At 71.6% G+C, this 12,103-nt stretch carries 11 protein-coding genes; 4 read left to right on the forward strand and 7 right to left on the reverse strand.

Annotated elements, in window-relative coordinates; all coding sequences use genetic code 11:
- Positions 1-162: 162 nt before the first annotated feature.
- Positions 163-519: an iron-sulfur cluster assembly accessory protein gene (locus tag ACFVYX_RS21760; protein WP_015033024.1), complete on the reverse strand. Its 357-nt coding sequence runs from the start codon at positions 517-519 to the stop codon at positions 163-165.
- Between the two features lie 260 nt (positions 520-779).
- On the opposite strand from ACFVYX_RS21760, the gene nadA reads away from it, so the two are divergent.
- Positions 780-1,976, forward strand: coding sequence for a quinolinate synthase NadA (gene nadA, locus ACFVYX_RS21765; protein ID WP_389683056.1), 1,197 nt, complete (start codon positions 780-782; stop codon positions 1,974-1,976).
- 80 nt (positions 1,977-2,056) lie between these two features.
- Here nadA and ACFVYX_RS21770 read toward each other — a convergent pair whose 3' ends face one another.
- The 5 genes from ACFVYX_RS21770 to ACFVYX_RS21790 all read right to left on the reverse strand — a co-directional run bounded on the left by ACFVYX_RS21770 (position 2,057) and on the right by ACFVYX_RS21790 (position 8,615).
- Positions 2,057-5,221, reverse strand: a complete 3,165-nt coding sequence (locus tag ACFVYX_RS21770) for an efflux RND transporter permease subunit (RefSeq protein WP_389683057.1) — start codon at positions 5,219-5,221, stop codon at positions 2,057-2,059.
- 187 nt (positions 5,222-5,408) lie between these two features.
- Positions 5,409-6,098: a response regulator gene (locus ACFVYX_RS21775; protein WP_389683058.1), complete on the reverse strand. Its 690-nt coding sequence runs from the start codon at positions 6,096-6,098 to the stop codon at positions 5,409-5,411.
- Positions 6,095-7,336 carry a sensor histidine kinase gene (locus ACFVYX_RS21780; RefSeq protein WP_389683060.1) on the reverse strand — a complete coding sequence of 414 codons (1,242 nt, stop codon included), beginning with the start codon at positions 7,334-7,336 and terminating at the stop codon, positions 6,095-6,097. The genes ACFVYX_RS21775 and ACFVYX_RS21780 overlap by 4 nt, the downstream gene beginning before the upstream one ends.
- 183 nt (positions 7,337-7,519) lie before the next feature.
- Positions 7,520-7,798, reverse strand: coding sequence for a hypothetical protein (locus tag ACFVYX_RS21785; protein WP_389683061.1), 279 nt, complete (start codon positions 7,796-7,798; stop codon positions 7,520-7,522).
- 19 nt (positions 7,799-7,817) lie between these two features.
- Positions 7,818-8,615: a PspA/IM30 family protein gene (locus ACFVYX_RS21790; RefSeq protein ID WP_389683062.1), complete on the reverse strand. Its 798-nt coding sequence runs from the start codon at positions 8,613-8,615 to the stop codon at positions 7,818-7,820.
- Positions 8,616-8,887: 272 nt separating this feature from the next.
- On the opposite strand from ACFVYX_RS21790, the gene ACFVYX_RS21795 reads away from it, so the two are divergent.
- From ACFVYX_RS21795 to ACFVYX_RS21805, 3 genes are all read left to right on the forward strand, one after another.
- Positions 8,888-9,493, forward strand: a complete 606-nt coding sequence (locus ACFVYX_RS21795) for a DUF3043 domain-containing protein (RefSeq protein WP_389683063.1) — start codon at positions 8,888-8,890, stop codon at positions 9,491-9,493.
- A gap of 65 nt (positions 9,494-9,558) precedes the next feature.
- Positions 9,559-10,335 (forward strand): class I SAM-dependent methyltransferase, encoded by a 777-nt coding sequence (locus ACFVYX_RS21800; protein ID WP_389683064.1) that lies wholly within the window; start codon positions 9,559-9,561, stop codon positions 10,333-10,335.
- An 88-nt stretch (positions 10,336-10,423) separates the two neighbouring features.
- Positions 10,424-11,497: a S1C family serine protease gene (locus tag ACFVYX_RS21805; protein ID WP_389683065.1), complete on the forward strand. Its 1,074-nt coding sequence runs from the start codon at positions 10,424-10,426 to the stop codon at positions 11,495-11,497.
- 330 nt (positions 11,498-11,827) lie between these two features.
- On the opposite strand, the gene ACFVYX_RS21810 is transcribed toward ACFVYX_RS21805, so the two are convergent.
- The gene (locus tag ACFVYX_RS21810) at positions 11,828-12,034 is read right to left on the reverse strand and encodes a hypothetical protein (RefSeq protein ID WP_116161395.1); all 207 of its coding nucleotides are present in this window, start codon (positions 12,032-12,034) and stop codon (positions 11,828-11,830) included.
- Positions 12,035-12,103 lie beyond the last annotated feature (69 nt).

Below are 12,103 nucleotides of genomic sequence, written 5' to 3' on the forward strand. Positions count from 1 at the left end.
GGCGCGGGGGCGTGGGGGGAGGGGCCCCCCCGCGAACCCCCCCGCGGCCACCAGGGCGGGGCGGGCGCCCCGTGCATCCGGGCCCCGCCGCCCTCATGTGTGAGCCTGAGCCGGTACGGCTCGACCGACAGCTCTCGGTCGATGCCGCTCGGCCGCTACGGCTTAGCTGAACGAGTCGCCGCAGGCGCAGGAGCCCGTGGCGTTCGGGTTGTCGATGGTGAAGCCCTGCTTCTCGATGGTGTCGACGAAGTCGATCGAGGCGCCGCCGAGGTACGGGGCGCTCATCCGGTCGGTGACGACCTTGACGCCGTCGAAGTCCTTCACGACGTCGCCGTCGAGCGAGCGCTCGTCGAAGAACAGCTGGTAACGCAGGCCGGAGCAGCCGCCGGGCTGAACGGCGACGCGCAGGGCCAGGTCCTCGCGGCCTTCCTGGTCGAGGAGGGCCTTGACCTTGGCCGCGGCGGCGTCGGACAGGAGGATGCCGTCGCTGACAGTGGTCTTCTCGTCCGATACGGACATCTGCTTCTCTCCCGGTGTGTACGGAGACTGCTTGCCGACGGTTGCAACCGACGGTGCCCCGGATTCATTCCGGGCCGAGTGGGGTGTTCTTCTTTCATGCTCGCACACCCTGTCCAGCTGCGGGGACGGTGCGGCCGAGGACGGGGAACGGCGAATTCGTCACATCGACACTATGGACATCGTCAACGTGACGTGAAGCGGTTATGATAGATAGCGTCATTTCGACGAAAAGCATCCCTCGCAGGCTCCCCGAAGAAAGGGTGCGTGACGTGACCACGGCCCAAGCCCGTCATGAACTCGACGTACAGCCGACGCCGCTCGCCCTGCTCCTGCTCGGCCGGGAGGCCGACCCCAAGAGCGAGCGCGGCGTGGAGTGCCCCGGCGATCTGCCGTCGCCCTCCGACCCGGACCTCGTGGAGCGCGCTCGCGCGGCCAAGGAGAAGCTCGGGGACAAGGTCTTCGTGCTCGGTCACCACTACCAGCGCGACGAGGTCATCCAGTTCGCCGACGTCACCGGCGACTCCTTCAAGCTCGCGCGCGACGCGGCGGCCAAGCCCGAGGCCGAGTACATCGTGTTCTGCGGTGTGCACTTCATGGCCGAATCGGCCGACATCCTCACCGGCGACGACCAGAAGGTCGTCCTGCCCGACCTCGCGGCCGGCTGCTCGATGGCCGACATGGCCACCGCCGAGCAGGTCGCGGAATGCTGGGACGTGCTGACCGAGGCCGGCGTCGCCGAGCAGGTCGTGCCCGTCTCGTACATGAACTCCTCGGCCGACATCAAGGCCTTCACCGGCAAGCACGGGGGCACGATCTGCACCTCGTCCAACGCCGAGCGGGCCCTGAACTGGGCCTTCGAGCAGGGAGAGAAGGTGCTCTTCCTGCCGGACCAGCACCTGGGCCGCAACACCGCCGTCCGCGACATGGGGATGTCCCTGGACGACTGCGTGCTCTACAACCCGCACAAGCCGAACGGCGGGCTGACCGTCGAGGAGCTGCGCGCCGCCAAGATGATCCTGTGGCGGGGTCACTGCTCGGTCCACGGCCGCTTCTCGCTGGACTCCGTGAACGACGTCCGCGAGCGCATCCCCGGTGTGAACGTGCTCGTCCACCCCGAGTGCCGCCACGAGGTCGTCGCCGCCGCGGACTACGTGGGCTCGACCGAGTACATCATCAACACCCTGGAAGCGGCCCCGGCCGGTTCCAAGTGGGCGATCGGCACCGAGCTGAACCTGGTCCGGCGGCTGGCGAACCGTTACGCCGACCAGGGCAAGGAGATCGTCTTCCTCGACAAGACGGTCTGCTTCTGCTCGACCATGAACCGCATCGACCTGCCACACCTCGTGTGGACCCTGGAGTCCCTGGCGGAGGGCAACCTCGTCAACCAGATCCAGGTCGACAAGGAGACGGAGAGCTTCGCGAAGCTGGCCCTTGAGCGGATGCTCGCTCTGCCATAACGGTTCTCCCGTGGAGAGACGCCGGAGGCCCGGCGACACCGTGAGGTGTCGCCGGGCCTTCGTACGTGCGGCCCCGGGGCTCAGTCCAGGACGTCGAGCAGGGCGGCGTCCGGCGGGGAGACCTCCGGCTGCCGCGGCACCTCCGCCGAGTCCTCCTTCTCCGTCCGCTTCGCGCCCCTCTTCGCCGCCTTCTTCTTCGCGCGGCGCTCCTTGCGGAGCTCCACCATCGCGTAGAGCGTCGGGACGAGGAGCAGCGTCAGCAGGGTCGAGGTGATCAGACCACCGATCACGACCACGGCCAGCGGCTGGGCGATGAAGCCGCCCTCGCCGGTGACGCCGAGAGCCATCGGCAGCAGGGCGAAGACCGTCGCCAGGGCGGTCATCAGGATCGGGCGGAGCCGGTGCCGGCCGCCCTCGATCACCGCTTCGACGACGCCCAGGCCCTTGGCGCGGTACTGGTTGATCAGGTCGATCAGGACGATCGCGTTGGTGACGACGATGCCGATGAGCATCAGCATGCCGATCATCGCCGGGACACCCATCGCGGTGTCGGTGACGACGAGCAGCCCGAGCGCCCCGGTCGCCGCGAACGGGATCGACACCAGCAGGATCAGCGGCTGGATCAGCGACCTGAAGGTCGCCACGAGCAGCATGAAGACGATCGCGATAGCCGCGAGCATCGCAAGCGCCAGGCTGAGCTGGGCCTCCTCCAGGTCCTCCGAGGCACCACCGATGGTGGCGGTGGCGCCCGCCGGCAGGTCGAGCGCGTCGATCTTCTTCTTCAGGTCGAGGCTCACCGCGCCGGTGTCGTCGCCGACCGGCTTGGCCGTCACCGTCGCCGTACGGGCGCCGTCGGTCCTGGTCATGGAGACCGGGCCGGGGACCAGTTCGACGGTGGCGATGTCACCGAGCCTCACCGGGCCGAGGGGCAGCGCCTTGAGCTCGGCCAGGGTGGTGGCCGGGCGGGCCGAGGTGATGAGGACGTCCCGCTCGCTGTCGTCGAGGGTCGCCCTGGCCGCCGGGGTGCCCCGGACGGCCTGGGCGACGACCATGCCGAGCGAGGCGGAGTCGAATCCGGCGTCGGCGGCAGCGGGCTTCGCCGTGACGGAGACGCGCGGCACGGACTGCGAGAGGTCGCTCTGCACGTCGGTGACGTCCTTCAGCCCCGCGACCGCCGACCTGACCTGCTCGGAGGCCTTCCTGAGGACCTCGGGGTCGGCGGCCTTGACGACCACGCTCAGGTCCTGGCTGCCGAAGCCGTCACCGGCCGTGAGGGTGGTCTCGCCGATCCCGTCGAGGGCGCCGAGGCCCTTCTCGATGGCGTCCCGCGCCTGCTCGTACGAGGCGGACTCCTCCAGGCTCACCTGGTACGAGGCCTCGTTGGAGCCGGTGCCACCGCCGAAGGCCGCCATGAATCCGGAGGAGCCGATGGTGACCTGGTAGTCCTTGACGCCCTCGGTCTCCGCGAGGAGCTTCTCGATCTTCTTCGCGGCCTCGTCGGTGGCGCTCAGGCTGGTGCCGGGCGCCAGCTCCTGCTTGACGGCGAGGACCTTCTGGTCGCCCGGCTCGAAGAAGTTCGTCTTCAGGAGCGGGGTCATGCCGAGGGTGACGGCGAGGACGGCGAGCGCGATGCCCAGGCTGGCGAGCCGCCGCCGGGTCGCGAACCGCAGGACCGGCACGTACAGGCGCTGGAGGCGGCTCTTCTCCTCCTTCTCCTCGGCCAGCCTGCGGGCCTCGTCCAGGTCCTCCGGGGTGCCCTGCGGGGCGCGCAGGAACCAGTACGAGAGGACGGGGACCACGGTCAGGGAGACGAGCAGCGAGGCGAGCAGCGCGGCCGTCACCGTCAGCGAGAAGGAGCCGAACATCTCGCCGACGATGCCTCCGACCAAACCGATCGGCAGGAAGACGGCGACGGTGGTGAGGGTGGAGGAGGTGACGGCGCCGGCGACCTCGCGGACCGCGGTCAGGATCGCCTCGCGGCGCTCCTCGCCGTAGCCGAGGTGACGCTTGATGTTCTCCAGGACCACGATCGAGTCGTCGACGACGCGGCCGATGGCGATGGTGAGCGCGCCGAGCGTCAGCATGTTGAGCGAGAGATCGCGGGTCCACAGCACGATGAGGGCGAGGACGACCGAGAGCGGGATGGAGACGGCGGTCACCAGCGTCGAGCGGACCGACGTGAGGAAGACCAGGATCACCAGGACGGCCATGACGAGGCCGAGCGCGCCCTCGGTGGTGAGTCCGGAGACGGCCTTGGCGACGGCGGGGCCCTGGTCGGAGACGACGGTCAGCTCGGCGCCCGCGCCGAGGTCCTCGCGCAGCCCGGAGAGCTTCTCCGCGACGGCGTCGGAGATGGTGACGGCGCTGCCGTCCTCGTCCATGGTGGCCATGACGGCGAGGCTGGGCCTGCCGTTGGTGCGGGTCAGGGAGGTGCGCGGGGACTCCTCCTGGCGGACGGTGGCCACGTCGCCGAGGCGCACGGCCCTGCCCTTGCCGGGGACGGCCGCCGGGATGCGGAGGTCCTCGATCTGCCGGAGCGAGGTGTAGCCGCCGCCGACCTGGATCGTGCGGCTCTTGCCGTCCTCCGCGAAGGAGCCGGCCGGCATCGTGCCGCCGCCCGAGCGCAGGGCCTCGGCCAGCTTCATGCTGCTGAGCCCGGCCCCGGCGAGCTTCCGCTCGTCCGGGGTGACGGAGACCTGGAGGTCCTGGACGCCGCTGACGGAGACCTGGGCGACTCCGTCGATGCCCTCCAGGGCGGGCACCACGGTCCGTTCGAGCAGGTCGGCGAGGGCCTGCGGGTCCTTGTCCGAGGAGGCCGCGAGGACGACGGTCGGCATGTCGTCCGTCGAGCCGGCCACGACCTGCGGGTCGACCGTGTCCGGCAGCTGCGCGCGGGCGCGGTTCACGGCCTGCTGGACGTCGGCGACAAGCTGCTTCGTCGACTCGTCGCCGTAGTCGAAGGAGGCCATGACGACGGCCATGCCCTCGGAGGCGGTGGAGGTGACCGACGTGAGGCCGTCGACGGCCTTCAGGTGGCTCTCGAGGGGCTCGACGACCTGCTTCTCGACCACATCGGGAGAGGCGCCCTGGTACGGGGCGAGGACCGAGACCATGGGCAGCTCGATCGAGGGGAGCAGCTGCTGCTTCAGCTGCGGGATCGCGATCGCCCCGAACACGATCGCGATGATGGACATCAGCCCGATCAGGGCCCGTTGCGCGAGGCTGAATCTGGACAGCCAGGACATGGGGTCTCTCTTCTGTGGCGTACTCGTCGACCGGCGGGAGCAGCCAGGACCCCGGCCCGGACCCGCTGGATCCGCCGGAGGCGCCCCCCGTCCATACGATCTGCCATCGGTGGCCGGAAGTCCTCGGCCCCCGGGTCCACATCCTTGTCCCGCGCATACCGCGTCTGGAGTACGCCGGGGCCCCCGGTCACTCCACCCTCGGACGTACCAGTCCCGATTCGTAGGCCGTGACCACCAGCTGGGCCCGGTCGCGGGCGCCGAGCTTCGCCATGGCCCGGTTGACGTGGGTCTTCACGGTGAGCGGGCTGACGTCGAGGCGCTCGGCGATCTCGTCGTTGGACAGGCCGCCCCCGACGAGGACGAGGACCTCGCGCTCCCGGGCGGTGAGCGCGGCGAGCCGCTCGGTCCTGGCCCCGCCCCCCTCGCCCACGGGTGCCGCGCCGGCGCCCTGCGCGAGGAACGTCGCGATCAGGCCCTTGGTGGCGGCGGGAGACAGCAGCGCCTCGCCCGCGTGCGCGATCCTGATGGCGCCGAGCAGCTCCTCGGGCTCGGCCCCCTTGCCGAGGAAGCCGGAGGCCCCGGCGCGCAGCGACTGCACGACGTACTCGTCGACCTCGAAGGTGGTCAGCATGACGATCCGTACGCCGGAGAGCTCCGGGTCCGCGGTGATCATGCGGGTGGCGGCGAGGCCGTCCGTGCCCGGCATCCGGATGTCCATCAGGACGACGTCGGCCCGCTCCGAGCGGGCGAGGGCCACGGCCTGGGCGCCGTCGGCGGCCTCGCCGACGACCTCCATGTCCGGTTCGGAGTCCACCAGGACCTTGAAGGCGCTGCGCAGCAGGGCCTGGTCGTCGGCGAGCAGCACCCGGATGGTCATGTGTCCTCCCCCGTACGGGACGTCACCGGCAGTATCGCCTGCACCCGGAAGCCGCCGCCGTACCGGGGGGCGGCGGTCAGGGTGCCGCCGAGCGCGCCGACCCGTTCCCGCATGCCGAGCAGACCGTGGCCGCCGGCGGGTGCGGGGTCCGGGTCGGCCGGGGGCCTGCCGTTGTCGAGGACGGTGATCTCGACCGTACGGCCCACCCGGACGACGCTCACCTCGGCCTCGGCGTCCGGTCCCGCGTGCTTGCGGACGTTGGTCAGGGCCTCCTGCACGATCCGGTACGCGGCCAGGTCGACGGTCGCGGGCAGCGGCTTCTCCCCGTCGGTACGGGCCAGGGCGACCGGGAGCCCGGCCTTTCGGAAGCTGTCGAGCAGTCCGTCGAGGACGGCGAGGCCGGGGGCCGGTTCGGTGGGGGCCTCCGGGTCGCCGGACTGGCGGAGCAGGCCCACGGTGGCGCGGAGCTCGTCGAGCGCGGAACGGCTGGCCTCCCGCACGTGCGCGAGGGCCTCCTTGGCCTGGTCGGGGCGCTTGTCCATGACATGGGCCGCGACACCGGCCTGGACGTTCACCAGGGCGATGTGGTGGGCGACGACGTCATGGAGGTCACGGGCGATCCGCAGCCGCTCCTCCGCGACCCGGCGCCCGGCCTCCTCCTCGCGGGTCCGCTCGGCCCGCTCGGCGCGCTCCCGTATCGCGTCGACGAAGGCCCGGCGGCTGCGGACGGCGTCCCCCGCGGCGGCCGCCATGCCGGTCCAGGCGAAGACACCGAGGTTCTCCTGCGCGTACCAGGGCGTCGGTCCGAAGGTCATGGCGGCGGCGGTCAGCAGCGTCATGGTGGCGAGTCCGACGCGCCAGGTGGTGGGGCGGTCGGTGCGGGAGGCGACCGTGTAGAGCGCGACGACGGCGCTCATGGCGATGGGGGCCGGCCGGGTGTCGTTGATCAGTTCGAAGAGGCTGATCGCCACGGTGAAGCAGAGCACGCGGAGGGGGTGACGGCGGCGCGGCACGAGCGCGAGGGCCCCGGCGACCATGATCAGCACGCTCCACACGTCGGGCGCGTGATCGCCGAACGTCGGCCCGTCGGGACTGCCGTGCGGGTCGGTGAAGGACCCGGCGATCATGCAGACGAGCGCGCCGAACGCGATCGTCGCGTCGAAGGCGAGCGGATGTCCACGGAACCAGTCACGGAGACGGGCGTAGAGGGTGCCGGTGGCGGGGCCTGTGGGGGTCACGGGGGACAACGGTACGGGGGCCGGGGCGGCGGGGGTACGGGACGGGAGGCGCGGGACGGGGCGGGTACGGGACGGGAGGCGCGGGACGGGGCGGTCATCACGTTCGTGCGGCGGGCCTCGGAAACGCGGTGTCCCGCCGCCCCCGGGCCGGGGGTGGCGGGACACCGGTGACTGATCGTCGCGTCAGCCCGGGATCAGGCCGTCGTCGGAGAGCAGCTCCCGCACCTCGTCGAGGCTCGCGTCCGGCGCGGGGAGGATGAGCTCCGACGGTTCGAGGGCCTCGTCCGGCAGTGGCTCACCGAGCCGCCGGACCGCGTCCAGGAGGGCGCCCAGCGTGCGCCGGAACCCTTCCCCGTCCCCCGATTCCATCTCTACGAGCAGTTCGTCGTCGAGCTTGTTCAGCTCGACGAAGTGGCTGTCGGCCAGCGTCCACTGGCCCTCCCCCATGATCCGTACGATCATGACGCGTCCTGTCTGTCGCCTACTTCTCGAAGCGCGGGTGGGACTGCTGCTGGGTGCGGTCCTGCGGCGCGGCCGCGCCACCGCCCTCCAGCGCCTGCTGCTGCGCCGACGGGCCGCCGGCCAGCTCCGCCTTCATGCGCTGGAGCTCCAGCTCGACGTCCGTACCGCCGGAGAGCCGGTCCAGCTCCGCCTGGATGTCGTCCTTCGCGAGACCGGACTGGTCGTCCAGGGCCCCCGAGGCGAGCAGCTCGTCGATCGCGCCCGCGCGCGCCTGGAGCTGCGCGGTCTTGTCCTCGGCCCGCTGGATCGCGAGACCGACGTCGCTCATCTCCTCCGAGATGCCGGAGAAGGACTCGGCGATCCGGGTCTGCGCCTGGGCCGCCGTGTAGGTCGCCTTGATGGTCTCCTTCTTCGTGCGGAAGGCGTCGACCTTGGCCTGGAGACGCTGGGCGGCGAGAGTGAGCTTCTCCTCCTCGCCCTGCAGCGTCTGGTGCTGCACCTCCAGATCGCTGACCTGCTGCTGGAGCGCGGCGCGCCGGGACAGCGCCTCACGCGCCAGGTCCTCGCGGCCGAGCGCCAGCGCCTTGCGGCCCTGGTCCTCCAGCTTGGACGACTGGCCCTGCAGCTGGTTCAGCTGGAGTTCGAGCCGCTTGCGGGAGGTGGCGACGTCGGCGACGCCCCGCCGCACCTTCTGCAGCAGCTCCAGCTGCTTCTGGTAGGAGTAATCGAGCGTCTCGCGCGGATCCTCGGCCCGGTCAAGGGCCTTGTTCGCCTTCGCGCGGAAGATCATCCCCATACGCTTCATGACACCGCTCATGGGCTTCGCGCGCCCCCTTCTGACGGACTTCGGCTCCAGCTCTTCGACAGGATCCACACTACGGGCCCTGTCTCCATTACCGCACTGTTCGGAGCGGGATGCGCTCCTCCCCAAGGACGACGTCGCCCGGCTTTCCCTCCCGCGCAGGGAGTAGGTGGATCTCGGGGAAACCGCGCCCGTCCTCCGTACGTACCGCCGAAGACGCAGTCCGTTAGCGGATCGTTCCCGCCCGGCATGGGGTTCATGCCCACCACCCCGTACCCTTGGGTTTTGTGTTCCGTAGCCGTTCGAAGGACGAGAAGGCCCCCACCGACAAGGTGACGGCGGACCTCTCCACCAAGCAGCCCCGCGACCCCGAGGCCCCCAAGGGCCGCCCGACGCCCAAGCGGAGCGAGGCGCAGACCCAGCGCCGTCGCGCCGTGACGGTGCCGACCGACCGCAAGGAGGCCGCCAAGCGCCAGCGCGAGGCACGCCGCTCCGACCTGGCCCGTCAGCGCGAGGCGCTGGCCAGTGGCGACGAGCGTTATCTGCCGGCCCGCGACAAGGGACCGGTCCGTCGCTTCGTGCGCGACTTCGTCGACTCGCGGTTCGCGATCGCCGAGTTCTTCCTGCCGATGGCCGTGGTGATCCTCGTGCTGTCGCTGTTCGGCAACACCAACCGGTCGCTGCAGAACATCTCGCTGCTGCTGTGGCTCGGTGTGATCATCCTGATCGTCCTCGACTCGATCGGCATCTGGCTCCGGCTGCGCAAGCAGCTGGCCCAGCGCTTCCCGAACGAGCCGAAGCGCGGCGCCATCGCGTACGGCCTGATGCGCACGCTCCAGATGCGCCGGCTCCGGCTGCCGAAGCCGCAGGTCAAACGCGGAGAGCGGCCCTGAGCGCCGACAGTTCGGAGTCCGTCGAGCCGGCTTTCGGTGCGGCGACGTCGGAGGCGGGTGGCCCTGTGCTGCCCGCCGTCGCGCACTGGCCGGCCGGGTCCGGCGGGCTGCGCGACACCATCCGGCAGGAGATCGTCGCCCGTCAGCTCGACGAGCAGATATCCGGCCGCTACCCCGTGGGGCAGCGGCTGAGGATCCTCGACGCGGGCATGGGGCAGGGCACGCAGGCGCTGCGCCTCGCGCGCGCGGGGCACACGGTGACCGGCCTGGAAGCCGATCCCGAGCTGCTCAAAGCGGCCCGCGAGTCGCTGGCGACCGAGCCCGCCGGCATCCGCGAGCGGGTCCGGCTGATCGAGGGCGACGGTCGCGAGACCGGGGTGCACTTCCTGCCCGGCAGCTTCGACGTGGTCCTCTGCCACGGCGTCCTGATGTACGCGGACGAGCCGGACGCGCTGCTCGCGGGCCTGGCCAGGATGCTGGCCCCGGGCGGGCTGCTGTCCCTGGTCGTACGGAACGCGGACGCCCTGGCCATGCGGCCCGGGCTCGCCGGGGACTGGTCCGGTGCCCTCCTGGGCTTCGACTCGGACGTCTACACGGACGACCTCGGAATGAAGGTGCGGGCCGACCGCCTCGACGCCCTGACGGCGACCCTTGCGGGGATCGCGGCACCGCTGCACGCCTGGTACGGCGTGCGGGTCTTCACGGACGGCGTCCCGGCCGACGCGGGCCTGCCGGCCGCCGAGGAGCTGGACCGGCTGCTCGCCGCCGAGGACCGGGCGGGCCGCACGGAGCCGTACCGGCGGGTGGCGGCGCTGCTGCACCTGTGCGGGGTGCGGGGCTGAGACCGCCGCACGGAGGGTACGGGGTACGGCACCCCTGATCGGGTGCGTTCGTCGGGCTTGGCACGGGGATGAACCGGATACTCCGGACATGGACGTATCCCGTGCCCACGCCCGCCCGCGTCTCCTCCTTCCCGTGACCGCCGCGGTCTGCGCCGCCGCGATCGTCGGCGGCTGCTCCGCCGCCACCGGGGACACGCCCCCGCCGGAGCGCTCCACCCAGGCGGCGGCGCCGCTCGCCGCGAACGAGCTCCAGGACGACTACCGGGCCGTCATCAAGAACGTCCTGCCGTCGGTCGTGCAGATCGACGCGGCCGACAGCCTCGGCTCCGGGGTCGTCTACGACGACAAGGGGCACATCGTCACCAACGCGCACGTCATCGGCCAGGAGAAGGCCTTCAAGGTCACCGCCGCGACGGGCGGTCAGCCGGTGACGGCCCGGCTCGTCTCCTCGTACCCCGAGCAGGACCTCGCGGTGATCAAGCTGGAGTCCCTGCCGCAGGGGCTCAAGCCGGCGAAGTTCGGCGACTCGGCGGCGGTCGACATGGGCCAGATCGTGCTCGCGATGGGATCGCCGCTCGGCCTGTCCGGCAGCGTGACCCAGGGCATCGTCTCGGCGACCGGCCGCACGGTCAGTGAAGGACGGGCGGGCGGGGGCACCGGCGCGACGATCGGGGACATGGTCCAGACGTCGGCCGCCATCAACCCGGGCAACAGCGGGGGCGCGCTGGTGAACCTGGACAGCGAGGTCATCGGCATCCCGACGCTCGCCGCGACCGACCCGGAGATGGGCGGAGGTTCGGCGCCCGGGATCGGGTTCGCGATCCCCGCGTCGATGGTGCGGACCGTCGCGGACCAGATCGTCAAGGACGGCAAGGTGACGGACTCGGGGCGGGCGGCCTTGAACATCACCGGTCGTACGGTGCTCGACGACGACTACGAGCCGGCGGGCGTCGCCGTGGTCGAGGCACCGGCGAACGGGGCGGCGGGCCGGGCGGGCCTGAAGCCGGGCGACGTGATCACCCGGCTCGGCGACGCCGACATCACGACGATCACGTCCCTGTCGGAGGCGCTGGCGTCACACCGGCCGGGCGACAGGGTGACGGTGGTGTACGTGCGGGGGGCGACGACGGGGAGGGCGGAGGTCACGCTGGGCGAGATGTAGCCCCGCGGGCCCTGCGGGGCGGGGCCTCGCTCACTGCCCCGTGTGGGCATGCGTCCCGCTGGGGCGGGACGGGTGGGCACACGGAACGGCGCCCATCGGCGGGCGCCTCCGCCCCCTGTGCCTGGAACCGCACCAGCAGGCGCGGCGCGCAGGAGATGCGGGTTCGGACCCGGACGCCTTGACCGCACCAGCAGGCGCGGCGCGCAGGAGATGCGGGTTCGGACCCGGACGCCTGGGCCCGGCACGGCGCTCCCCCGGACGGAGTCGGGGAGGAACGCCGTGGCCGGGGTGCGGGCCCGAGGGCCCCGCACCCCGGCGTGGGCGCAGGCCCTAGCCCTCCGCGTCCAGGGGCATCGGGCCGTAGATCTTCGTCCCGTCCTCCGAGAGGGTCACCTGGTCCGCGCCGCCGCCCAGGAGGTCACGCCAGTGTTCGCCGATCCAGCTTTCCGCGTCGCCCTGGGTGGTGAACTCCTCCGGAGTCACCACCGGCTCGACCTCCGTGCCGTCGGACTTCTCGAACCGCCACGTCCATGCCATGTCCGCCTCCTGGCGCTCACCGGATGATCGGTTTCCTGCCCGCAGCGTAGCCGGGCGCGCACGGCCGGC

The sequence above is a fragment of the Streptomyces sp. NPDC058326 genome (assembly GCF_042879855.1).
In the GTDB taxonomy this organism is placed as follows: domain Bacteria; phylum Actinomycetota; class Actinomycetes; order Streptomycetales; family Streptomycetaceae; genus Streptomyces.